Below are 23827 nucleotides of genomic sequence, written 5' to 3' on the forward strand. Positions count from 1 at the left end.
GTTCACGCTCACCACGGTAGGTACGGGGGCGGCCGGCGGCGTCCGGCCCAGTGGGGATCTGTGGGGGTCCGTCTCAAGTACTACGCGGCCCCCGAGCTGGGGCGCACAGCCGCACGCGGCGCAGGCGGCGCACGGCCTCACAGACCACACAATCCCACAGGCCGCACAGCCCCACAGGCCGCAAGACGGGCTTCTGTTCTCAGACCTCCACCAGGAGTTCCTCCAGGCCCCTGATCACGAAGTGGGGGCGCCAGGACGGTTCGGCGGTGAGGCGGAGGGTCGGGGCGGCGCGGAGCAGGGCGCCGAAGGAGGCGGCCAGTTCGAGGCGGGCGAGCGGGGCACCCAGGCAGTAGTGGATGCCGGCGCCGAGGGAGACGTGCGGGTTGTCCGGGCGGGCGAGGTCCAGTTCCTCGGGGCGGTCGAAGCGGGCCGGGTCGCGGTTGGCCGAGCCGAAGAGGAGGGCGACCTCAGCGCCGCGCGGGACGACCGTGCCGTCGATCTCGATGTCGTCCAGCACCCAGCGTTCGAAGAGCTGGAGCGGGGTGGCGTAGCGCAGCAGTTCCTCGACCGCGGTGGGCAGGAGCGCGTCCGGCGCGGCACGCAGCGCGGCCAGTTGTCCGGGGTGCTGGAAGAGGGCCAGCCAGCCGTTGGCGGTGGTGTTGACCGTCGCTTCGTGCCCGGCGTTGAGCAGCAGGACGCAGGTGGAGACCATCTCCTGCTCGGTCAGCCGGTCGCCCTCGTCGTACGCCGCGATCAGGCCGCTGATCAGGTCGTCACCCGGGTCCTTGCGCCGGGCGGCGATCAGTTCGCGCAGATAGGCGGAGAATTCGAGGGACGCCTGGACGGCGCGGCGTGCGGTCTCCGGCCCCGGGTTCAGTTCGTACATGCCGCAGATGGCGGCCGACCAGGGGCGCAGCAGCGGGCGGTCGGTCTCGGGGATGCCGAGCATCTCGGCGATGACCGCGACCGGGAGGGGTTCGGCGATCGCGGTCAGCAGGTCGCCGCCGCCGGCCGCGACGAAGTCCGTGACCAGGCCGTCCACCAGCCGGTGGACGACGGGGGCGAGCTGTTCGACCATGCGGGGCGTGAACGCCTTGGAGACGAGCCGTCGCAGGCGGGTGTGGTCCGAACCCTCCAGTTCCAGCAGGCCGTTGTCGTTGAGGACGTGGAAGGGTTCGTGGTCCGGCGGGTGCGGGGTGCGGCCGAACTCCTCGTGGCTGAAGCGGTGCAGGTAGGTGCGCCCGAGGCGGCGGTCGCGCAGCAGCGCGCTGACGTCCGCGTGGTGCGGTACGAGCCACTGGTCGGTGGGCTCGAAGTAGTGCACCCGGCCGGCGCGGCGCAGCTCGGCGAAGCCGGGGTAGGGGTCGGCGACGAACTCGGGCGACCAGGGGGCGAATGCGGCTGCAGCGGGCATGGAGGGACGGTACCGCCGGAGGCGGCCGGCGAGTCAGGGCCCGGTGCCGCCGGAGGCGGCCGGCGGGTCAGGGCCCGGTACCGCCGGAGGCGGCCGGCGGGTCAGGGCCCGGTGCCGCCGGATTTCCCGCCGTCCGGGGCCGTGCGCGCGGCAGCGGCGAGCAGGGCCTCGCGCAGCGCCTCGTATGCGGGGGTGCCGGGGGTGGCGGCCGCGTAGTGGCCCATGCCGGGTAGTTCGCGCAGCACGACGGGCGGTTGATGCGGTACGCCGGGTTCAGCAGCCTGAGGAACACCACGCTCATGGGCACCACGGTCAGCGCCCCCTCGTGCAAGCCCGTACTCCCCCGCGTCCGACCGGGCGCCCCCGTGCTGCTCCGCGTACCGGCGGGACAGTTCCACCGGTACGTCCGGGTCGGCCGTGCCGTGCAGGATCGTGACCGGTACGCGGGGTGGCAGCCGTACCGGGTCGACGGCGGCGATGCGGTCCGTCAGCGCGGCGGGCGTGCCGGGTGCCGCGGTCCCGCCGGTCAGGAACTCCTCCACCGCGCCATTGCTCAGCCGCAGCGCGTGGGCGCGGGCGAGGTCGGCGACCGGGGCGATGGCGACGGCCGCGGCGGCCGGGCCGGGGCGGGCGGCGGTCCAGAGGGCGAGGTGGCCGCCGGCGGAGTGGCCGGCGACGATCACCGGGGTGCCCGGGGCCGCCTCCGCTGCCGCGATCCGTACCGCGTCCGTCACATCGTTGAACGATTCCGGCAGGCCGCCGCCTCCGCCTGCCCTGCGGTACTCGGCGAGGGCGACCTGCAGACCACTCCTGGCCAGCGCGGCGGCCAGCGGCGACAGGTGCGTACGGTCGTAGGCCACCCGCCAGAAGCCGCCGTGCAGCAGGACGACGAGCGGGGCGGGGCCGTGTCCGGCCGGCGGAACGGGCGCGCCGCCCGGCGGCCGGTACAGGTCGACGACCTGGTCCGGGTGGCTGCCGTACGTGACGCTGTCGTCCGGAGCCACGGGCGCGCACGCCAGCAGCGCCGCTTCCTCCGCCTCCGCCCGCTGGACGTCGGCCCGCTCGACGTCCACCCGCTCAGCGTCCATCCGCTCGACGTCCGCCGGTTCAGCATCCGCCCGCCCTGCGGCCGCCTCCGCCGCTTCCGCCTGCCCGGCGGCCGTCTCTTCAGCGTCGGCTCGGCTCATGTCATGACCGGGCCCTGCTCCTGGGCACCCGCGGCGACCGCGGAGGCGCTGCCGTCGCCGGGGACGTACGCCAGGACCTCGGCGAGGGTCCGGGCGGCGCGTTCGGCGTCGGCGAAGGAGGTGTAGAGCGGGGTGAAGCCGAAGCGCAGCACGTCGGGGTGGCGGAAGTCGCCGATCACGCCGTGCCGGATCAGCTCGCCCATCACCTCACCGGCTCCCGCGCACTCCAGCGCCACCTGACTGCCCCGCTCGTGGTGCGCCTCGGGGGTCACCGACCGCACCCGGCCGCGCGGCACATAGGCCCGCACGCACTCCAGGAAGAAGTCGGTCAGGGCGAGGCTCTTGGCCCGCACGTCCTCGATGGCGACGCCCTCCCATGCCTCCAGCGCGGCCTCCAGGGCGAGCAGCGACAGGATGTCGGGGGTGCCGACCCGGCCGCGTTCGATGCCCGCCGCGGGGACGTACTCGGGGTCCATGCCGAAGGGGTCGGCGTGCGAGTTCCAGCCGGGCAGCGGTGAGTCGAAGCGGGGCTGATGCTCGGCGCGTACGTACAGGTAGGCGGGCGAGCCGGGGCCGCCGTTGAGGTACTTGTACGTGCAGCCGACCGCGAGGTCCACGCCGTGCGCGTCCAGGCCGACCGGCAGCGCGCCCGCGCTGTGGCACAGGTCCCAGACGGCGAGCGCGCCGGCTCGGTGCAGCGCTGCGGTGACGCCGGGCAGGTCGTTGAGCCGGCCGGTGCGGTAGTCGACGTGGTTGACCAGCGCGACGGCGGTGCGCTCCGACACCTCGGCGGGCATCCGGGCCGCCTCCACCGGGCGCAGCGTGCGGCCGGTGAGCCGGGCGGCGGAGCGTGCGATGTAGCCGTCGGTGGGGAAGGTCGCGGCGTCGACCAGGATCTCGTCCCGGGCGGGGCCGCCGGCTGCCGGGCCGGTCGTCTCGTCGGCCATGCGTACCGCCGCGACCAGGGCCTTGAAGACGTTGACGCTGGTGGAGTCGCCGACGACGACCTGGCCGGGTGCCGCGCCGAGGAGCGGGGCGATGCGGTCGCCGATCCGCTCGGGCGCGGTCCACCAGCCGGACTCCGTCCAGGAGCGGATGCGCAGCTCGCCCCATTCGTGGGCGACGACCTCGCGGAGCCGCTCGGGGACGGCCTGCGGCAGGGCGCCGAGGGAGTTGCCGTCGAGGTAGACGGCCTCGTCGAGCACGAATTCCGCGCGCTTGCCGCTCAGCGGGTCGCCGGCGTCCAGCTCGGCGGCGCGGGCGGCGAAGTCGTCGCGGGCCGCGGCCGCCGCGACGGCGTGGGCGGCGTCCGCCGCCTGCGGGGCGGTGTCCTCGCTCAGTGGGGCGGCTCGCCTGGTGGTCACGCCGGCGTCTGCGCTCTCGTTCTGCTGCACGTCGTTGTCATCCTCCGCTCGGGCCTGGCCGCGTAGCTCGTGGCTCTGTCCTGGGGCCTGGTCTGGAACCTGTGCTGTGGCCTGTCCTGAGGGCCTGTGCCTGCCGGGGCCCTCCTCACCGGCGCGGCCCGGGCGCTCGGGGCCGGCCGTCCCGCGGGACGCGAGCCCGCCGGTCACGGGGAGCCTGTCCAGCCTGCCGGTCACGAGGGACCGATCCGCCCCGCCGGTCCGAGGGACCGGTCAGGCCCTTCCGGCCTCTCGGGCCCCTCGCCACCGAAGGACCGTTCCTCCACGGGTGCCCCCATCCGGGCGTCCCAGTGCGGTACAGACTGCTCCATCGGCCGGTCCGGGCGCCGCGGTGCGGCACCCGGGCGGTCAGACATGGCTGCGGGCCGTCCACAGCTCCGGAAAGACGTTTTTGCGGGCCCGCTTCTCCAGCCAGGCCACCCCGGACGAGCCGCCGGTGCCCATCTTGGCGCCCATCGCCCGGCGGGTCGCGACCAAGTGGTCGTTGCGCCAGCGCCAGACCAGCTCGGCGACGTCGGTGAGGACTTCACCCAGCTGGACCAGCTCGCTCCGCGGATCGCCGGCGTACACCTCGGCCCAGGCGGCCTCGACCGCGGGGTCCGGCTCGTACTTCTGCGTGGGGTCGCGGTGCAGTACGGACACCGGGACGGCGTACCCGCGGCGGTCCAGCAGCCGCAGCACCTCGTCCCACAGGCTCGGCTCGTGCAGCGCCTTCTCCAGCTCGGCGTGCTCGCGGGGCGCGCCGCGGTGCGGGACCAGCATCGAGGCGGACTTCTCACCGAGCAGGAACTCCAGCCGCCGGTACATCGCCGACTGGAAGCCGGAGCCCTCGCCGAGGGCGCCGCGGTAGGCGTTGAACTGCGCCGGGGTCAGCCGGGCCAGCGGCTTCCACGCGGCGTTGAGCGCCTCCAGCTCGTACGTGGAACGGCGCAGCGCGTCGATCGCGGTGGGTACGTCGTCGCCGCGCAGGGCCCGGCACGCGGTGTGCCACTCGTGGACGATGACGGTGAACCACAGCTCCATGACCTGGGTGGTCACCAGGAAGGCCATCTCGCCGGGATCGTCGGAGAGCGGGTGCTGGGCGTGGGTCAGCAGCTCGGCCTGGACGTAGTCCTCGTACGGCGTGGTGCCCTCGAAGTCGAGATTCGGGTCCGTCTCCGCCTGACCGCCGAGCGGGCAGCGCGGGGCCGGCTCCGGGGACGGGGACGCCTGGGGCGCTGATGACGAGTGCGACATCAGGAACTCCTCGTGATGCATGCCTCCGGGTAGCGGTCCGCCCCTTCCTGTCGGCATCGGAGCCCCGGTCCCCTCGTCAGGCCCGGCGCACCGGACCTGTTGCGCATCTTCCGCAACATCTCGGGGTTTGGCAAGGGCCGTCCCGGCCGACCCGCGGGGCTCCTGGCGGCTCAGGACCGGCCGGAAGGCGTCGCCTGCCGGTCCCCGGTCCTGAGCGGGTCGTCCCGGTCGTACTCGCTCAGGAGAGCGTGTCGGCCGCGGTGGGCGAGGATTCGCGCAGGAAGGTCGTGCAGCGCTCGTACTCCTCCTGCTCGCCGATCGCCTGGGCGGCGCGGGCGAGCGCGTGCAGGGCACGCAGGAAGCCGCGGTTCGGCTCGTGCTCGAACGGGACCGGGCCATGGCCCTTCCAGCCGGCCCGGCGCAGCGCGTCCAGGCCGCGGTGGTAGCCGGTGCGGGCGTACGCGTACGACTCGACGGTCCGGCCGGCCTGGAAGGCGTCGTCCGCCAGCTGCGCCCAGACCAGCGAGGACGCCGGGTACTTCGCGGCGACGTCGGCGGGTGCGGTGCCGGCCGCGAGCAGCTCGCGGGGCTCCGGGTCGTCGGGCAGATGGGTCGGGGGCGGTCCCCCGAGCAGGTTCTCGTGAATGGCCATGGGTCAAGTCTGCCTGGTCCGTGCGGCATGCGACGCCCCGGCGGTGGCCGTTCCGCCGGGGCGCACGGAAGATCGCACCTGCGCACGGCGGCCCCGGCCGCACCACCGGCGGTGCGCCGACGCACGGAGGGCCCCGTACGCATGGGGATCATGCGTACGGGGCCCTCCGGCAACGGTCGTCGCGGGCGCCGGTGCGGCGCGCGGACGGCGTTACTTGATCTTGGTGCCCGTGGAGCGCAGGTTGGCGCAGGCCTCGGTGACGCGCTTGGCCATGCCGGCCTCGGCCAGCTTGCCCCAGCTGCGCGGGTCGTAGGTCTTCTTGTTGCCGACCTCGCCGTCGACCTTCAGGACGCCGTCGTAGTTGCGGAACATGTGGTCCGCGATCGGGCGGGAGAAGGCGTACTGGGTGTCGGTGTCGAGGTTCATCTTCACGACGCCGTTCTCCAGCGCGGTGGCGATCTCCTGCTCGGTGGAGCCGGAACCGCCGTGGAAGACGAAGTCGAAGGGGGACTGCTTGCCGTACTTGGCGCCGACGCCCTCCTGGAGGTCCTTCAGGAGCTCGGGGCGGAGGACGACGTTGCCCGGCTTGTAGACGCCGTGGACGTTGCCGAAGGAGGCGGCGAGCAGGTAGCGGCCCTTCTCACCCAGGCCCAGCGCCTCGGCGGTGCGGATCGCGTCGTCGACGGTGGTGTACAGCTCGTCGTTGATCTCGTGGGTGACGCCGTCCTCCTCGCCGCCGGTCGGGGTGATCTCGACCTCGAGGATGATCTTGGCGGCGCGGGCCTTCTCCAGCAGCTCCTGGCCGATGGCCAGGTTGTCGGCCAGGGTCTCGGCCGAGCCGTCCCACATGTGCGACTGGAAGAGCGGGTTCTGGCCCTTGGCCACGCGCTCGGCGGAGATGTCGAGCAGCGGGCGGACGTAGCCGTCCAGCTTGTCCTTGGGGCAGTGGTCGGTGTGCAGCGCGACGGTGATGTCGTACTTCGCGGCCACGACGTGCGCGAACTCGGCCAGGGCGACGGCGCCGGTGACCATGTCCTTGTTGTACTGGCCGCCCAGGAACTCCGCACCGCCGGTGGAGATCTGGATGATGCCGTCGCTCTCGGCCTCGGCGAAACCGCGCAGTGCCGCGTGCAGGGTCTGCGTCGAGGTGACGTTGATGGCCGGGTAGGCGAACTTGCCCGCCTTCGCCCGGTCAAGCATCTCGTTATAGACCTCGGGGGTTGCGATGGGCATCTAACCGCTCCTTGTGATGTGCGGGTACCGGGTACGTTCTGGGCCCTGACCAGGGGGCGACGTCATCGTCGCGGCCCATCTTCCCAGACTTGCCGGATACCTCCACATCGCGCTTCCCCCCGGACGGCGCAAAGGGCGGGCTGTTTCACGTGAAACAGCCCGCCCCGTGGCGAAACCGCTGGTCAGCAACGGCGGCCCCGAAAAATCCCCGCGCACGCCGTCCTGCGGCGGCGAGACCGCCCGATGCGTCAGGCGAGACCGAGGTCGGAGAGCCGGTAGCCGGTGATGTACTTCAGGCCGGCCTCGGCGATGGCCGCGTCGGCGCCGCGGTCGACGATCGTCGCGACGGCGACGACCTCCGCGCCCGCCTCACGGGCCGCCTCGACGGCGGTCAGCGGCGAGCCGCCGGTGGTGGAGGTGTCCTCGACGACCAGGACGCGGCGGCCCTTGATGTCCGGGCCCTCGATGCGGCGCTGCATGCCGTGCGTCTTCTGGGCCTTGCGGACCACGAAGGCGTCCAGCTTCCGCCCGCGCGCGGCCGCGGCGTGCAGCATCGACGTCGCGACCGGGTCGGCGCCGAGCGTGAGCCCGCCGACCGCGTCGTAGTCCAGGTCGGCGGTGATGTCCAGCATCACCTGGCCGACCAGCGGCGCCGCCTCGGCGTCCAGGGTGATCCGGCGGAGGTCGATGTAGTAATCGGCCTCCTTGCCGGAGGAGAGGGTCACCTTGCCGTGCACCACGGCCTTGTCCTTGATCTGCCGCAGCAGCTCGCCACGTACTTCGTCGGTCATGCGCACGAGCTTAAGACAGCGCAGGGTCCGGCCCCGGACACGGCTCCGCGCCCGGCCCCGGGCCGGGGCGCCGCCCGGGCAGGACGGGGCCGCCCGGGGCGGGACGGGCCGGTCAGGCCAGGGCGCGCCAGGTCCAGGTCGTGGAGATCTCCAGCGGGTCGATGGGCGTGACCAGGCGCGGCCGGGTGTTCAGGCCGTTGGGCGGGCCGGACTGCGGCTCCACGCAGACGGCCGCCTCCTGCTCGTCGTAGACCACCACCCACTCCGCGCGGCTGGTGACCTTCAGCTCCAGCCGGCCCGGCCAGGTCAGCGTGACGTCCACGCCCTGCGGCATGCCGAAGCAGTCGTCCCAGGGCCCGGGCCGTGGGTCGATGCGCCGCCCGGTCGGGAGGTGGTCGGACCCGCGCTCCTCCTGCCACTCGGGGTCGAAGTCGATGCGGACGCCCTCGCCGCCGTCGCCGAGGTCGCGGAGGAACCAGGGGTGCCAGCCGGCCTGGGCCGGGAAGGAGTCGCCGTACGTCTCGACGCCCATGCTCAGGGTCAGCGAGCCGCCGTCCTCGGCCAGCTCGACGAGCTGGGTGACCTTGCCGGGGTACGGCCAGGGGTCGGCCGGGTCCTCCAAGTCGTAGGTGAACGCCGCGGTGGTCCCGGTCGTGCGGGCGGTGCGCCAGGAGAGGTTGCGGCCGTTGCCGTGGATGGCGTGCGGCGGCGAGTTCAGCGGCATCTGGTGCGTCTCGGAGCCGTTGCGGAACCGGCCGTGCTCGATCCGGCCGCACCACGGCACCATCGGGAAGCAGCCGTACTTGGCTCCCTGCCGGAGCAGTTCCGTGCCGCCGATCCGCAGGCTCTCGATGCGGCAGCCGTTGTCCGGGCGGACGGCCACCTCGGTGTCGCCCGCGGCCAGCCGTACGGTGCGCGCCACGCGGGGCTTGTGGGCGGGCTCTGTGCGGTTCTCAGTGCTCACGGCTCGACCATAACGGTGCGACCGGCCGCCGGCGGTCCGGGCACGCTGGTCCCGGCCGGTCAGCGGCGGCGCAAGGCGTCCCGGCCGGTCAGCGGCGGCGGCGCAGGGCGCGGCCGACCACCACGGCGGAGGCCAGGACGACGGCCGCGGCGGGGGCCGCCCAGCGGAGGGTGGCGGACGCGGTGGAGGCGTCGGGGGCCGGCACGGGGGCGTAGCGGCCGCGCGGCGGGGCGTGGTCGACCTCCTCCGCGCTGCGGCCGATCATCGTGCGGCGGGCGTGCGCGGCCTCGGCGGGCGGCTCGGCCGGCATGCCCAGCTCCTCGTCGGCGAGCGGGTCCAGCGAGGAGGGCGGGATCTCGGTCTCGAAGACGCCGGAGCGCGTCGGTGCGTCCACGAGGCCGTCGGCCTCCTCGTCGTCGTCGGCGTCTGGCCCGTCCACGCCGGTGACCTCGGCGGGGTCGTCCTCGGCGCCGGGCTCCCGGCCGCCGTCCGCCGCCAGGCCGTCCTCGATGTCGTCGGTGTCCTCGGCGTCCTCCGCGGTGAGGGCGCCCTCGTCGACGAGCGCGCCCTCGTCCAGGAGCGGGTCCGCGCCGTCGGCGGCCGGCCCGGCCCCGGCTTCGGCCGCGGCCGGCCCGTCGGTGCCGTCCGGCTCGGCCGCGGCGACCGGCCGCAGCGACAGGTCCTCGGTGAGGGTCGTGGCGAAGCGTTCCAGGAGGCGGCGGCCGGCCGTGCGGACGGCGTCGTCCGTGGCGGCCGCGAGGCGGCCGCCGGACCGTACGTCGGCGGTGCAGGAGAGCGTGGTGCCCTTGCCGCCCTCGTCGGGGGCGAGCCGGACGGTGAGGTCCAGCTCGGCGAAGCCGTCACCGCGTACTTCCGTGCCGCGCGCCGCGGCGTCGAAGGCGTCCGGCTCGCCGTCGCGCGGGGTCACCCGCAGCGACCCGCGGTAGGTGATGGTGGAGCCGCCGACCCGCAGCCGCAGCCGGCCCTCGGGGACGCCGGGTGCGGGGTCCGCGTCCAGCTGGGCGCCCGGGACGCAGCGGGCCAGGCGTTCCGGCTCGGTGAGCGCCTGCCGCACCGTACCGACGGGAAACGGAACGTACACCTCATGCTCCATGACATCGGAGCCTACCCAGCACGCCCCGGACCGTGCCCGCTCCCGCACAACTTTCTCGGCATGCCGTCACCGTCCGGGCGAGGACCGGACGGTGCTCAGTCGCCGTAGCGGGGGTGCACCAGCGTCGACGGCGGCAGCCCGGCGGGGCGCGTACGGGCCAGCGCGAGACGGCCGGAACGCAGCGCTTGCGGGGTCAGCGAGCGCAGCCGCGGCGCCTCGGGCGAGAGGCCCAGGTGCGGCGTGGTCCGGCCGGCCAGGACGAAGCCCCAGTACCGGACCGTTCCGGTGGCCGGGCCCGCGGTGCCGGGCAGCCCCCGGTCGGGGCCGCCGGCGGAGGCGTGCAGGCGGCCCGGCTGCCGGTACGGGACGGTGCGCAGCCCGGCGGCGCGCATGCTCGCCTCGACCGTCCAGAAGCTGCGCGGCCGGGCGGCCGGCGGCCCCGCGTGCACCGCGAGCCGGCCGTCCGGGGCGAGTACGCGGGCCACGAGTCCGTAGAACTCCTGGGAGTACAGCTTGGCGCCGGCGGTGATGCCGGGGTCGGGCTGGTCGGAGAGGACCACGTCGTACGGGCCGTCCCTGCGCACCTCGCGCCGGGCGTCCCAGCGCAGCCAGTCGAAGGCGTCGCCGGTCACCACGCGCACCCGCGGGTCGTCCAGCGCGTGGTGGTTGAGCCGGGCGAGGCCGGGGTCGGTGCGGGCCAGCCGGACCAGGGCGCCGTCGCGCTCGACGACGGTGACGGACTGCACGTCGGGGTAGCGCAGCAGTTCGCGTACGGCGAGGCCGTCGCCGCCGCCGAGGACCAGCACCCGGCCGTGCGGGCCGCCCGCCATGGCGGGGTGGACCAGCGCTTCGTGGTACCGGTACTCGTCCAGGGCGCTGACCCGCAGCCGGCCGTCCAGGTAGAGCGCGAGGGGCGGCCGTGCGGTGCCGCCCCGGTCGGCGCGCCCGTCGCCCGTGCCGCCGGTGAGCACGACCTCCTGGACGTCGGTCTGGCGGGCGACCCGCGGGGCCGTCCCGTACACCGCTTCGCGTGCGACGCGTTCGAAGGGGCCGGCCAGCGCGGTGCACGTGGTGAGGAGGGCGAGCACCAGGACGTTGGCGGCCAGCAGCCACCGGCGGGCCCGCGGGGAGAGGTCGCGGCCGAACAGGCCGAGGACGAGCGCGCCGCCCGCCACGGCGTTCACGCCGCCGGTCACCAGGGCGCCGGACAGCTGGCCGAGCACCGGCAGCAGCAGGAAGGGGAAGGCGAGCCCGCCGACCAGGGCACCGACGTAGTCCGCGGCGAAGAGGTCGGCGACCGCGCCGCCGGCGTCCTGGTTGCGGATGCGCTGGATGAGCGTCATCAGCAGCGGCACCTCGGCCCCGATGAGCACCCCGATCAGCAGGGAGAAGGCGACCAGCGCGGGCCGGGACTGGCCGAGCCAGGCGAAGCAGGCGTACAGCGCCATCGCCGAGACGCCGCCGATCAGGGCGAGCGCCGCCTCGACCGCGCCGAAGCCGACGGCGGCCCGGCACCGCAGCCGCTTGGCCAGCAGCGAGCCGACGCCCATCGCGAAGACCATGACGGAGAGGACCACGGAGGCCTGGGTCACCGAGTCGCCGACCAAGTAGGAGGAGAGGGCGACCAGTTCGAGCTCGTACACCAGTCCGCAGGCGGCACAGAGGAAGACCACCGTGAGGACGAGCAGGCGGCCGATCCCGGCCGGCACCGGCAGCCGCGGTGGCCTGACGATCTCCGGCGGCTTGCGGATGCCGGGGGTGAGGGCCGCTGGCGGATCGATCATGTTGCGAACGCTACGTGACGGTCCGGTCGCGCTTCGTCACCCACAGGAGTGCTTTGGACTCGTGCGGGCACGACGCCGCCGCACTGCCGCGCTCCCGCTCACAGGGCCGCCACCGCCCGCACGCCCACGCGCGTACGGGTCGCGACCAGGCGCCCTTCCTGGGGGTAGGCGTGCCATGTCCGCCAGCGCACCTGGCCGCCCTCCCGTTGCGCAAGCATCGCGGTGAACGCGTGCGGTGCGCCGGGGAACGTGCCCGCAAGTCCGTACGGATGCTCGGCCACCAGTGCGAGCAATTCCTGCGCGCGGCCGGCGAACGAGCCACGGGAGAGCGTTTCCACATGGGCGGCGAATTCGTACTCCCAGTCGCCGATGCGTTTCGCCACTCCGAGCGGGAGCGGGGTACTGCTCCCGGGCATGCACGCCACCGTCTCCGAACAGCTGCCGTGCTCCTCCTCCAGGAGCACCTGGTGCGAGGCGCCGAGCAGCCGCAACTGGACCTTGGCCTCGTCCAGTCGCAGGTCGAGGACGGCGAGGGCGGGGAGCGGCTCCCGGCCGAGTGCCCAGGCGAGGTCGGCTGCGCGGGTGTCGGTGTAGGCGGTCTTGATGGTGGTGAGCATGGGTCGGCTCCGCAAGCACGCAGTGGATGGTGGGCCGGCCCGCCCCGGAGGAGGACCAGGGATACGACTTACCGGCTGCCGGCTCGTGACCACGTGGGGTCCGAGAACTGGTGGATTCTCACAAGAGAGGGAATCATGAAACTCGCCGGGCCCACAGCCTTTTTACCCATCTTCGCCGGGTTTCCATCCCTCAGAGGGCCTCTCAGTTCAGTTGTTCAACATGCTTGCGCCCGGCGGTTGTTGAGAACCGCCGGGCGCATATGCGTCAAGTCATGGGCCGGTTGCACGTGCCGCCCCGGAGTGGCGTGCGCCGGCCCCGGGACGCGCGGAGGAATTGCTCAGGAACCACCGCCGCCACCGCCGCCGCAGCCACCGCCACCGCCGCCCCCGCAGGACGAACCGCCGCCGCAGGACGAGCCACCACCGCATCCGTGGTGGCCGCCGTGGTGCCCGCCGTGGTGGCCGTGGTGACCGCTGGATCCGCCGTCGCCGGCCCACCAGCTGCCCCCGGTGGCGGTCCCGCCGCCCGCGGTCCACCGCCGCTTGTTGCGGCCGCGCGGCGACTCGTTGGCCGCTGCCGTGCGTGCCATGTAGACCACCGCGCCCACAAAGGCACAGATCACCAGGAAGATCAGGACGCCTGTCATTGCTTCACACCCCCGTATTGCGGTTCTTGCGTGCGGGTCACATGCCCGGCCCGGCCGGTCTCAAAAGCGGAGTTGAGGAAGTCCAGAGGTTCGGCGGAGGATGACGCTCATGGGACGACCGCTGCTCAACCGCCGCCTGGCCGAATTCGGGACGACGATCTTCGCCGAGATGTCCGCGCTCGCCGTGCGCACCGGCTCGATCAACCTCGGCCAGGGTTTCCCCGACACCGACGGCCCCGAAGAGGTCCGCGAAGCGGCGGTGCGCGCGCTGCGCGACGGCCGCGGGAACCAGTACCCGCCGGGCCCCGGCATCCCCGAACTGCGCACCGCCGTCGCCGCGCACCAGCAGCGCTGGTACGGCCTGACGTACGACCCGGACACCGAGGTGCTGGTCACCGCCGGCGCGACCGAGGCCATCGCCGCGTCGCTGCTGGCGCTGCTGGAGCCCGGTGACGAGGTGATCGCGCTGGAGCCGTACTACGACTCGTACGCCGCATGCATCGCGATGGCCGGGGGCAAGCGGGTGCCGGTCACCCTGCGCCCCTCCACCGAGGACGCGCAAGGCGGCGGACACTACCGGCTGGACCTGGACGAGTTGCGGGACGCCGTGACCGACCGCACCCGCCTCATCCTCCTCAACACCCCGCACAACCCCACCGGCACCGTCCTCAGCCGGGAGGAGCTGGCCGCCATCGCGGAGCTGGCCTGCGAGCGCGACCTCCTCGTCGTCACCGACGAGGTCTACGAGCACCTGGTGTTCGAGGGCGCGCACGTGCCGCTGGCGTCCTTCCCCGGGATGCGCGAGCGCACGGTCTCCATCGGCAGCGCGGGCAAGACCTTCTCCTTCACCGGCTGGAAGGTCGGCTGGGTCACCGGCTCGCCCGAGCTGGTCGGCGCGGTCCGCTCCGCCAAGCAGTTCCTCACCTACGTCTCGGCCGGCCCCTTCCAGTACGCCGTCGCCGAGGCGCTGGCGCTGCCGGACGACTACTTCCACGGGCTGCGGGAGGACCTGCGCCGCAAGCGGGACATCCTGGCCGACGGGCTGGCCGAGGCCGGCTTCCGGGTCTTCCGGCCCAGCGGCACGTACTTCATCACCACCGACATCACCGCGCTGGGCGAGCAGGACGGCCTGGCCTTCTGCCTGGGCCTGCCCGAGCGCTGCGGCGTGGTCGCCGTGCCGAACGCCGTCTTCTACGACGACAAGGCGGCCGGGCGCAGCCTCGTCCGCTTCGCGTTCTGCAAGCGCGACGAGGTGCTGCGCGAGGCGGCGTCCCGGCTCAAGCAGCTGTCGGGCGGCTGATCCGGGACGGAGCGACGCGACGCGCGAGGGCCCCGGAGCGGTGTGCTCCGGGGCCCTCGCGCTGCCGTCCGGGAGGGTCAGCCCTCGTCGTCCGGCTTGGCGTCGTCGATGTCGGCCTCCAGGCCGAGCTGCTCGACGAGCCACTTGTCGAACTCGATGGACGCGCGGATCCAGCTGACCGTGCTGGAGACGAAGTGCTCCAGCGAGACACCGGTGCCGACCAGCATCGACGCCTCACCGATCAGACGGACCGTGCCGTCGTCGTGGGTGTGGGTGTAGGCCTTGGGCCACAGGGTGCGGCGGTTCCAGTCGTCGATCGCCTCCAGCAGCTTGGGCTTGAGCTCGATCGCGTGCGGACGGTCGTAGAACGTGCGGACGGAGAAGATCTGCTGCTCCTCCTCGCCGCGGAACATGAAGTACGTGCGGAACTGCTCCCACGGGGCGGCGAGGTCGCCCTCGTCGTCGACGACGTACTTCAGCTCCATCTGGTCCAGAAGCTGCTTGACCAGGTCCTGGTCAGGCACGATGGGACCCTCCGGCCCCGTCGGCTGCGGTTCGGGCTGGCCCCCGAAATTCGGAATCGAGGACGGGTCGATAGTCACCGTGGAAGTCCCTTCGTATGGTCCTCGCCATCCTCCCCCACACCCGCCCCGTCCTGGCAAGCGGACGGGGCGGGTCGGATAGCGGGGACCGGGTACGCGATCGGCCCACAGGAGGGCGTACGCGCGCGGAAGACGAGCGCACGGCGGGGGCGCGCGCCGGTCAGGCCGCCGCCACCGGCTCCCGCTCGGCCGTCACCGACAGGTGGTCGCCGTCCACGTCCACCCGTACGGTGTCGCCGTCGTGCACGTCGCCCGCCAGGATCGCCCGCGCGAGCTGGTCGCCGATGGCGGTCTGGACGAGGCGGCGCAGCGGCCGGGCGCCGTAGGACAGGTCGGGCCCCGAAGACACGGCCTGCTCGGGCTTGTCGATCACCGGCTCCTGGCCGAGCCAGGCCAGCCAGGTCAGGGCCGCGTCCGAGACGTCCAGGGTCAGCCGCCGGTCGGCGAGCCGCTTCTGCAGGTGCGCGATCTGGATCTGCGCGATCCGCTGGAGCTGGTCCGTGCCGAGCGGGTGGAAGACCACCGTGTCGTCCAGCCGGTTCAGGAACTCCGGGCGGAAGGCGGAGCGGACCGTCTCCAGCACCTTCTCCTTCTTCTGGTCCTCCTTGAGCAGCGGGTCCATCAGGAAGTTCGACCCGAGGTTGGAGGTCAGAATGAGGATGGTGTTCCGGAAGTCGACCGTCCGGCCCTGGCCGTCGGTGAGCCGGCCGTCGTCCAGCACCTGCAGCAGGATGTCGAAGACCTCGTGGTGGGCCTTCTCCACCTCGTCCAGCAGCACGACGCTGTACGGACGGCGGCGCACGGCCTCGGTCAGCTGGCCGCCCTCCTCGTACCCGACGTAGCCGGGGGGCGCGCCGACCAGGCGGGCCACGGAGTGCTTCTCGCCGTACTCGCTCATGTCGATGCGGACCATCGCCCGCTCGTCGTCGAAGAGGAAGTCGGCGAGCGCCTTGGCCAGCTCGGTCTTGCCGACGCCGGTCGGGCCGAGGAAGAGGAACGAGCCGGTCGGGCGGTCCGGGTCGGCGATCCCGGCACGCGTACGGCGCACCGCGTCCGACACCGCGCGCACGGCCTCGGTCTGCCCGATCAGCCGCTTGCCCAGCTCGTCCTCCATGCGCAGCAGCTTCTGGGTCTCGCCCTCCAGCAGCCGGCCGGCCGGGATGCCGGTCCAGGAGGCGACGACGTCGGCGATGTCGTCCGGGCCGACCTCCTCCTTGACCATGGACTCCTTGCTGGCCTCCTGCTCGGCCTCGGCGGCGGCTGCCTCGTCCAGCTCCCGCTCCAGGCCGGGGATCTCGCCGTACAGCAGCTTGGAGGCGGTGTCGAAGTCGCCGTCGCGCTGGGCGCGCTCGGCCTGGCCGCGCAGCTCGTCGAGCTTCTCCTTCAGCTCACCCAGGCGGTTCAGACCCTCCTTCTCCTTCTCCCAGCGTGCGGTCAGGCCGCGCAGCTCCTCCTCCTTGTCGGCGAGGTCCTTGCGCAGCTTCTCCAGCCGCTGCACGGAACCGGCGTCGGTCTCGTTCTTCAGCGCCAGCTCCTCCATGCGCAGCCGGTCCACGGAGCGCTGGAGCTCGTCGATCTCGACGGGCGAGGAGTCGATCTCCATGCGCAGCCGGGACGCCGACTCGTCCACCAGGTCGATGGCCTTGTCGGGCAGGAAGCGGGAGGTGATGTACCGGTCGGAGAGGGTGGCGGCCGCGACCAGCGCGGAGTCCGCGATCTGGACCTTGTGGTGCGCCTCGTACCGGCCCTTCAGGCCGCGCAGGATCGCGACGGTGTCCTCGACGGTCGGCTCGGCGACCAGCACCTGCTGGAAGCGCCGCTCCAGCGCCGGGTCCTTCTCGATGCGCTCGCGGTACTCGTCCAGCGTGGTCGCGCCGACCATCCGCAGCTCGCCGCGGGCCAGCATGGGCTTGAGCATGTTGCCCGCGTCCATGGCGGAGTCGCCGCCGGCGCCCGCGCCGACGACCGTGTGCAGCTCGTCGATGAAGGTGATGATCTGGCCGTCGCTGGACTTGATCTCCGCCAGGACGGTCTTCAGCCGCTCCTCGAACTCACCGCGGTACTTCGCGCCCGCGACCATCGCGCCGAGGTCCAGCGCGACCAGCCGCTTGTCGCGCAGCGACTCGGGCACGTCGCCCTTGACGATGCGCTGGGCCAGGCCCTCGACGACGGCGGTCTTGCCGACGCCGGGCTCGCCGATCAGCACCGGGTTGTTCTTCGTACGCCGCGACAGGACCTGCACGACGCGGCGGATCTCCTGGTCCCGGCCGATGACCGGGTCGAGCTTGCCCTCGCGCGCGGCCGCGGTGAAGTCCGTACCGAACTTCTCCAGCGCCTTGTACGTGCCCTCGGGGTCGGGGTTGGTCACCCGCTGGCCGCCGCGCGCCTTCTCGAAGGCGTCCAGCAGCTTCTTGGCGGAGGCGCCCTGCTGGTCCAGCAGCTCACCGGTGGCCCCGCCCTTGGCGGCGATGCCGATGAGCAGGTGCTCGGTGGAGATGTAGTCGTCGCCCAGCTCCTTGGCGCGCTGCGCGGCGTCCGCTATCACCGCGAGCAGCTCGCGGTCGGGCTGCGGCGGGGCGACGGTCGAGCCCTGGACGCTGGGCAGGGCCGCGATCCGGCGCTCGGCCCCGGCACGCAGCGCCGCCGCGTCCGCGCCGACGGCGGCCAGCAGGTCGGTGATGTTCTCGTTGTCCTGCCCGGCGAGCAGCGCGAGCAGCAGATGGGCCGCGGTCATGTCCGCGTGGCCCGCGGTCACGGCCCGCTCGTTGGCGGCGCTCAGCGCCTCCCGGCTCTTGTTGGTCAGCTCGGCGTCCACGTGCTCGCGCTCCTCCTCTTGTCCGGCCTGCACGTTACGCGACCCCGCGGGCCGCTCTTGCCTGGATCAACGTGCGATAAGTTGAGTCTATTCCACTCAAGGCAAAAATGCCGACCTTTACCGCCACCGCGCCCTGGGTTCCCGCCGCCCGCACCTCCCACTCGTGCGGTGACCCGTTCCGATGACCGGCCCGGCGCCCGCCACCGGGCGGCGGTGGGCCTCGCCGGGGGGCGCCGTAAGGTGCGGGCATGGCTCAAGACCTGCGGAATCCTGATCCCGAGTACCTCGCGTTCTGGCGGGAGCGGCATGTGTGCACGCTGACCACGCTGCGGCCCGACGGGAGTCCGCACGTCGTGCCGGTGGGGGTGACGTACGACCATGAGCAGGGGGTGGCCCGCGTCATCACCAGCAAGGGCGGCACCAAGGTCCGCAACGTCCTCGCGGCGGGCGAGGCCGGCGCGCGCGTCGCGGTGTGCCAGATGCAGGGACGCCGCTGGGCGACGCTGGAGGGCCTGGCGACGGTGCGTACGGACGAGGCGAGCGTGCGGGACGCGGAGGCCCGGTACGCCGTACGGTACGAGCGCGAGCCCCGGCCCAACCCCGAGCGCGTGGTCATCGAGATCCGGGTGACGAGGATGCTGGGCCGCGGCTGAGACACCGCGCCGGCAGCGATTCCCGCGTGGCCGGAATCGGACCTTTGTCTTCCGGATTCCGCGCTGGACCTGCTAGGGAATACATGACCAGGTCCGTGCACAAGCCGATCCTTTCCGGGCCGAAGACGTCAGCTGGAGGCCATATGGGGTCAGCAACGCGCACCAGCAGGACAGCCGGAAACGCCTCCACCGCCCCCGGACGGTGCCCCCGCGCCGAGTCGTGCCCGCGCTGCGGCGGCCAGCTCGCCGTCAACCAGGACGGATGGAAGATCTGCCACGCCTGCGGGTACGCCTCGCCGCCCGGTGCAGCACCGCCGCCCCGCTCCGCCCACAGGGGTATCGTCGCTCCCACAGTCGCCGGGTCCCGGGGGGCAGGATGAGTGCGGTGCGAGTGACCGCGATCGCGTGCTTGATGCCGCTCTCGGAGCTGGACGACGATCCCTTCCTCGTGGACGACCGCAGCCAGCACGAGATGTGCGCCCGCTGGGCCGAGGACCGGGACTACCGCCTCACCTGCCGGCTGAGCCTGCACCATCTGCGTGCCGACCACTGCGCCCTGTGGCGGGACGTGGAGGCGGGGCTGGTCGACGTCTTCGTCGTACCGAACCGCCGCGCCCTGGAGAACGCCGTCGACTCCGCGGAGGAGTTCACCGCCCGCTGTGCCGCGGCCGGCGTCCGCCTGGAGACCGCCGACCTCGCCGAGCCCGTCTACACGACGGCGATGAAGTCGCACGTGCACCGCAGGCTGTCGATGCCCACGGCCGGCTACAACGGCTGCTGACCGGGCCACAACGGCAACGGCAACGACAGAAAGACGAACGGGCCGGGGTCCGAGGACCCCGGCCCGGCCATGTCGACGCGACAGCGGCCCGCGGCGCGCCGCCGTTACTCGGCCGCCCGCTTCGGACGCCACACGACCAGCGCGCTGGTCTGCTGCACGTCCTGATAGGGCACCAGGTCCCGGCGGTAGCTGGCGTGCACCGCCGCCTCCCGCTGCTGGATGGCCGCGGCGGCGCCCTCCACGGCGCTCTGCAGCTCGGCGACCCGCTGCTGCAACGCCGCTACCTGGTTCTCCAGTTCGATGATGCGCTTGATGCCGGCGAGGTTGATGCCCTCGTTCTGCGACAGCTGCTGCACCTGGCGGAGCAGTTCGATGTCGCGGGCCGAGTAGCGCCGGCCGCGCCCGGCCGTACGGTCCGGGGAGACCAGACCGAGCCGGTCGTACTGACGCAGCGTCTGCGGATGCAGGCCCGAGAGCTGAGCCGCGACGGAGATGACGTACACCGGCGACTCATCGGTCAGTTCATATGGGTTACGACTCCGACGCCCGCCCCGGCTGTCCATCATCAAGCTCCCTTCGCGGCCTGGAAGAGCTCCGACCTCGGGTCCTCACCCGCGGTCGCCTCGCGATAGGACTCCAGCGCGTCCTTCGCCTTGTCGCTGAGGTCCTTGGGCACGACCACCTCGATGGTGACCAGGAGGTCGCCCCGGGTGCCGTCCTTGCGCGCCGCGCCCTTGCCGCGGGCACGCATCGTCCGGCCGTTCGGCGTGCCGGCCGGGATCTTCAGGGTGACCGGCGGCCCGCCCAGCGTCGGCACCTTCACCTCGCCGCCGAGGGCCGCCTCCGGGAAGGTGACCGGCACGGTGACGGTGAGGTTGTCGCCCTTGCGACCGAAGACCGGGTGCGCGCCGACGTGCACGACGACGTACAGATCGCCGTTGGGCCCGCCGCGCTCGCCCGGAGCGCCCTTGCCGCGCAGCCGGATCCGCTGCCCGTCGGAGACGCCCGCGGGGATGCGCACCTGCATCGTGCGCGCGCTGGTGGCGCGGCCGCTGCCCTTGCACACGTCGCAGGGGTGCTCCGCGATCAGGCCGCGGCCCTTGCAGTCGGCGCACGGGTCGGTGAGCGAGAAGCCGCCGCCCGCGCCCCGGCTGACCTGTCCGGTGCCCACGCAGGTCGGGCAGACCCGCGGGGTGCCGTTCTTGTCGCCGGTGCCGGAACACGCCTTGCAGGGCGCCTGGCTGGACATCCGCAGCGGGACCGTGGCCCCGTCCACCGCCTCGGTGAAGCTGAGCGTCACCTCGGACTCGACGTCCTGGCCGCGGCGCGGCTGCGTACGCGTACCGGCGCCGCCGCCCCGGTTGAACAGGCCGCCGAACACGTCCCCGAGGCCGCCGCCGAAGCCGCCGGCGCCGCCCTGGGCACCGCCGAAGAGGTCGCCCAGGTCGAAGTTGAAGCTGCCGCCGCCGGCGCCGCCGGGCCCGGGGCGGAAGCCGCCGTTGCCGAACAGCGCCCGTGCCTCGTCGTACTCCTTGCGCCGCTTGGGGTCGCCCAGGACGTCGTGGGCCTCGGAGATCTCCTTGAAGCGGTCCTCCGCCTTGGCGTCACCCTTGTTGGCGTCGGGGTGGTTCTCCCGGGCCAGCTTGCGGTACGCCTTCTTGATCTCGGCGTCGGTGGCGTCCTTCGGGACGCCGAGGACCTTGTAGTAGTCCTTCTCGACGAAGTCCTTGGTGCTCATCCCCGACGTCCCTCCTCCCGTACTGTCCTGCTTCTCACGTCAGCCCTCGTCCGGGCCACCGCTCTCCTCGTCCGACGACTTCTCCTCGGACTTGGCGGGCTGGGCCCCCGGCTGGGGCTCGGCGACCGCGACCCGCGCGGGGCGAATCGTTCGCTCGCCGATCCGATACCCCGGCTGCAGGATCGCAACGCACGTCGTCTCCGTGACGTCCGGTGCGTACGAGTGCATCAGCGCCTCGTGGATCGTCGGGTCGAAGGGCTCGCCCTCCTTGCCGAACTGCTGCAGACCGAGCTTGGCGACGACCGTCTCGATCGACTCGCCGACGGACTTGAAGCCGCCGACCAGCTCACCGTGCTCGCGGGCACGGCCGATGTCGTCCAGTACCGGCAGGAGCTCGGACAGGAGGTTCGCCGCAGCGATCTCCTTGACCGTCACGCGGTCGCGCTCGACCCGCCGGCGGTAGTTCTGGTACTCGGCCTGAAGGCGCTGGAGGTCCGCGGTGCGCTCGTTGAGCGCGGTGCGCACCTGGTCCAGCTGGGCCACCAGGCCGGCGTCCTGGTTCGCGTCCCCGGCCGGGGCCGGGCCCGCCTTGTCGGCGGACCCGGCGCCCTGCGCCGCATCGTCAGTGGCTGCGGCGTCAGAGGGGACGTCAGGCTTCTCCTCGAAGCCCGGGGTCTCCTCCGTCACGCGGCACCGTCCTTCTTGGGCTTCTCGTCGTCCACGATCTCGGCGTCGACGACATCGTCGTCGGCCTTGGCCTGGTCACCGGCGGCGGCACCCTCGGCACCGCCCGCGGCCTGCGCGCCCTGGGCGTCGGCGTACATGGCCTGGCCCAGCTTCTGCGAGACGGCGGCGACCTTCTCCGTCGCGGTACGGATCTCGGCCGTGTCCTCGCCCTTGAGCTTCTCCTTCAGCTCGCCGACGGCGGTCTCGACCTCGGTCTTCACCTCGGCGGGGACCTTCTCCTCGTTGTCCTTGAGGAACTTCTCCGTCTGGTAGACGAGCTGCTCGCCCTGGTTGCGCGTCTCGGCGGCCTCGCGGCGCTTGTGGTCCTCGTCCGCGTAGCGCTCGGCCTCCTCGCGCATGCGGTCGACCTCTTCCTTCGGGAGCGAGGAGCCGCCGGTGACGGTCATCTTCTGCTCCTTGCCCGTGCCGAGGTCCTTCGCGGTCACGTGCATGATGCCGTTGGCGTCGATGTCGAAGGAGACCTCGATCTGCGGCACACCGCGCGGGGCCGGCGGCAGACCGGTCAGCTCGAACATGCCGAGCTTCTTGTTGTACGCCGCGATCTCGCGCTCGCCCTGGTAGACCTGGATCTGCACCGACGGCTGGTTGTCCTCGGCGGTGGTGAAGATCTCCGAACGCTTGGTCGGGATCGTCGTGTTCCGCTCGATGAGCTTGGTCATGATGCCGCCCTTGGTCTCGATACCGAGGGACAGCGGGGTGACGTCGAGGAGGAGAACGTCCTTGACCTCACCCTTGAGGACACCGGCCTGCAGCGACGCACCGATGGCGACGACCTCGTCCGGGTTGACGCCCTTGTTGGCGTCCTTGCCGCCGGTCAGCTCCTTGACGAGCTCGGCGACGGCCGGCATACGGGTCGAACCGCCGACCAGGACCACGTGGTCGATCTCGGACAGCTGGATGCCGGCGTCCTTGATGACGTTGTGGAACGGGATCTTGCAGCGCTCGAGCAGGTCGGCCGTCAGCTGCTGGAACTGCGAGCGGGTGAGCTTCTCGTCCAGGTGCAGCGGGCCCTCGGCGGAGGCGGTGATGTAGGGCAGGTTGATCGTCGTCTCGGTGGAGGACGACAGCTCGATCTTCGCCTTCTCCGCGGCCTCGCGCAGACGCTGGAGCGCCATCTTGTCCTTGGACAGGTCGACGCCGTGGCCGTTCTGGAACTGCTTGACCAGGTAGTCGACGACGCGCTGGTCCCAGTCGTCACCACCGAGCTGGTTGTCACCGTTGGTGGCCTTGACCTCGACGACACCGTCGCCGATCTCCAGCAGCGAGACGTCGAAGGTACCGCCACCGAGGTCGAAGACCAGGATGGTCTGGTCTTCCTTCTCCAGGCCGTACGCCAGCGCCGCGGAGGTGGGCTCGTTGACGATGCGCAGGACGTTCAGGCCCGCGATCTCGCCGGCCTCCTTGGTGGCCTGGCGCTCGGAGTCGTTGAAGTACGCCGGAACGGTGATGACCGCGTCCGTGACCTTCTCGCCGAGGTAGGACTCCGCGTCACGCTTCAGCTTCTGCAGGATGAACGCGGAGATCTGCTGCGGGTTGAAGCTCTTGTCGTCGATGTCCACCTTCCAGTCGGTGCCCATGTGGCGCTTGACCGACCGGATGGTCCTGTCGACGTTCGTGACCGCCTGGCGCTTGGCGACCTCGCCGACGAGCACCTCACCGTTCTTGGCGAAGGCGACGACGGACGGCGTGGTCCTGGCGCCCTCGGCGTTGGTGATGACGGTGGGCTCACCGCCTTCGAGAACACTGACGACGGAGTTCGTCGTGCCCAGGTCGATGCCGACCGCACGTGCCATTTCGATTCCTCCAGCTGACATTGAGTGGAACTGGCTCAAGGGTGCACCAGAGATCCGACCCTGTCAAAGGACCTGAGTCACGGCCACTCAAGTCTTCTGCCGAAGATTTGCGCACAGGATTCATTTACGCAGGTCAAAGCGGTGCGGGAGGGGCGGCGGGCCGTACGGAAGAGAGGCGCCGCGCATGTCGCCGACGCCCCCAGCCTCCTCCTCATGGGCGGCCGGCGCATCTCCGGCGTGTCGTACGCACACGGGCGCGGTGGCGGGTAGGGCACCCTTAGGCCACCCTCAGCGACGCAGATCACCGCCGCAGCTGGTACAGCACTGCGTGAATAGTG

Annotated in this window: 21 protein-coding genes; 3 read left to right on the top strand and 18 right to left on the bottom strand. The window is 72.4% G+C overall.

Annotated elements, in window-relative coordinates; genetic code table 11:
* Positions 1-199: 199 nt before the first annotated feature.
* The 12 genes from C3486_RS06205 to C3486_RS06260 form a co-directional block, all read right to left on the bottom strand.
* Positions 200-1414: a cytochrome P450 gene (locus C3486_RS06205; RefSeq protein WP_103831569.1), complete on the bottom strand. Its 1215-nt coding sequence runs from the start codon at positions 1412-1414 to the stop codon at positions 200-202.
* Positions 1415-1515: 101 nt separating this feature from the next.
* Positions 1516-2601 carry an alpha/beta hydrolase gene (locus C3486_RS06210; protein WP_308461222.1) on the bottom strand — a complete coding sequence of 362 codons (1086 nt, stop codon included), beginning with the start codon at positions 2599-2601 and terminating at the stop codon, positions 1516-1518.
* Entirely contained in the window at positions 2598-3941 is a 1344-nt protein-coding gene (kynU, locus tag C3486_RS06215; protein WP_103831655.1) for a kynureninase, read from the bottom strand. Before kynU ends, C3486_RS06210 begins: the two co-directional genes overlap by 4 nt.
* 429 nt (positions 3942-4370) lie before the next feature.
* Complete coding sequence (locus C3486_RS06220; protein ID WP_103831656.1) at positions 4371-5258, bottom strand: tryptophan 2,3-dioxygenase family protein; 888 nt, start codon at positions 5256-5258, stop codon at positions 4371-4373.
* Positions 5259-5496: 238 nt separating this feature from the next.
* Entirely contained in the window at positions 5497-5910 is a 414-nt protein-coding gene (locus C3486_RS06225) for a DUF3151 domain-containing protein (protein WP_103831570.1), read from the bottom strand.
* A 210-nt stretch (positions 5911-6120) separates the two neighbouring features.
* The gene (fbaA, locus tag C3486_RS06230) at positions 6121-7143 is read right to left on the bottom strand and encodes a class II fructose-bisphosphate aldolase (protein WP_103831571.1); all 1023 of its coding nucleotides are present in this window, start codon (positions 7141-7143) and stop codon (positions 6121-6123) included.
* 248 nt (positions 7144-7391) lie between these two features.
* The gene (gene pyrE, locus C3486_RS06235) at positions 7392-7934 is read right to left on the bottom strand and encodes an orotate phosphoribosyltransferase (RefSeq protein WP_103831572.1); all 543 of its coding nucleotides are present in this window, start codon (positions 7932-7934) and stop codon (positions 7392-7394) included.
* Positions 7935-8046: 112 nt separating this feature from the next.
* Positions 8047-8898: an aldose epimerase gene (locus tag C3486_RS06240; protein WP_103831573.1), complete on the bottom strand. Its 852-nt coding sequence runs from the start codon at positions 8896-8898 to the stop codon at positions 8047-8049.
* A gap of 88 nt (positions 8899-8986) precedes the next feature.
* Positions 8987-10012: a CoxG family protein gene (locus C3486_RS06245; RefSeq protein ID WP_103831574.1), complete on the bottom strand. Its 1026-nt coding sequence runs from the start codon at positions 10010-10012 to the stop codon at positions 8987-8989.
* A 95-nt stretch (positions 10013-10107) separates the two neighbouring features.
* Positions 10108-11796: a polyamine aminopropyltransferase gene (locus tag C3486_RS06250; protein WP_103831575.1), complete on the bottom strand. Its 1689-nt coding sequence runs from the start codon at positions 11794-11796 to the stop codon at positions 10108-10110.
* Positions 11797-11894: 98 nt separating this feature from the next.
* Entirely contained in the window at positions 11895-12413 is a 519-nt protein-coding gene (locus C3486_RS06255) for a DUF2617 family protein (protein WP_103831576.1), read from the bottom strand.
* 338 nt (positions 12414-12751) lie between these two features.
* Positions 12752-13060, bottom strand: coding sequence for a hypothetical protein (locus C3486_RS06260; protein WP_103831577.1), 309 nt, complete (start codon positions 13058-13060; stop codon positions 12752-12754).
* A 109-nt stretch (positions 13061-13169) separates the two neighbouring features.
* On the opposite strand from C3486_RS06260, the gene C3486_RS06265 reads away from it, so the two are divergent.
* Positions 13170-14360 carry a pyridoxal phosphate-dependent aminotransferase gene (locus C3486_RS06265; RefSeq protein WP_103831657.1) on the top strand — a complete coding sequence of 397 codons (1191 nt, stop codon included), beginning with the start codon at positions 13170-13172 and terminating at the stop codon, positions 14358-14360.
* A gap of 77 nt (positions 14361-14437) precedes the next feature.
* On the opposite strand, the gene C3486_RS06270 is transcribed toward C3486_RS06265, so the two are convergent.
* Both C3486_RS06270 and clpB read right to left on the bottom strand, forming a co-directional pair.
* Entirely contained in the window at positions 14438-14962 is a 525-nt protein-coding gene (locus tag C3486_RS06270; RefSeq protein WP_103831578.1) for a YbjN domain-containing protein, read from the bottom strand.
* Between the two features lie 160 nt (positions 14963-15122).
* On the bottom strand, positions 15123-17777 hold the full coding sequence (gene clpB, locus C3486_RS06275) for an ATP-dependent chaperone ClpB (protein WP_103831579.1): 2655 nt from the start codon (positions 17775-17777) through the stop codon (positions 15123-15125).
* A gap of 248 nt (positions 17778-18025) precedes the next feature.
* On the opposite strand from clpB, the gene C3486_RS06280 reads away from it, so the two are divergent.
* Together C3486_RS06280 and C3486_RS06290 are read left to right on the top strand one after the other, a co-directional pair.
* Positions 18026-18430, top strand: a complete 405-nt coding sequence (locus C3486_RS06280) for a pyridoxamine 5'-phosphate oxidase family protein (protein WP_103831580.1) — start codon at positions 18026-18028, stop codon at positions 18428-18430.
* Positions 18431-18806: 376 nt separating this feature from the next.
* On the top strand, positions 18807-19211 hold the full coding sequence (locus tag C3486_RS06290) for a hypothetical protein (protein WP_103831582.1): 405 nt from the start codon (positions 18807-18809) through the stop codon (positions 19209-19211).
* A 104-nt stretch (positions 19212-19315) separates the two neighbouring features.
* Here the strand turns inward: C3486_RS06290 and C3486_RS06295 are convergent, their stop codons facing one another.
* The 4 genes from C3486_RS06295 to dnaK are packed head-to-tail and all read right to left on the bottom strand — an operon-like array spanning position 19316 to position 23489.
* Complete coding sequence (locus C3486_RS06295; protein WP_103831583.1) at positions 19316-19774, bottom strand: heat shock protein transcriptional repressor HspR; 459 nt, start codon at positions 19772-19774, stop codon at positions 19316-19318.
* Positions 19775-19776: 2 nt separating this feature from the next.
* Positions 19777-20949, bottom strand: a complete 1173-nt coding sequence (gene dnaJ / locus C3486_RS06300) for a molecular chaperone DnaJ (protein WP_103831584.1) — start codon at positions 20947-20949, stop codon at positions 19777-19779.
* Between the two features lie 39 nt (positions 20950-20988).
* Positions 20989-21636 (bottom strand): nucleotide exchange factor GrpE, encoded by a 648-nt coding sequence (grpE, locus tag C3486_RS06305; protein ID WP_103831585.1) that lies wholly within the window; start codon positions 21634-21636, stop codon positions 20989-20991.
* The gene (gene dnaK, locus C3486_RS06310) at positions 21633-23489 is read right to left on the bottom strand and encodes a molecular chaperone DnaK (protein WP_103831586.1); all 1857 of its coding nucleotides are present in this window, start codon (positions 23487-23489) and stop codon (positions 21633-21635) included. Before dnaK ends, grpE begins: the two co-directional genes overlap by 4 nt.
* Positions 23490-23827: the final 338 nt, after the last annotated feature.

It is taken from the genome of Streptomyces sp. Ru73 (assembly GCF_002920575.1).
Lineage (GTDB): Bacteria > Actinomycetota > Actinomycetes > Streptomycetales > Streptomycetaceae > Streptomyces.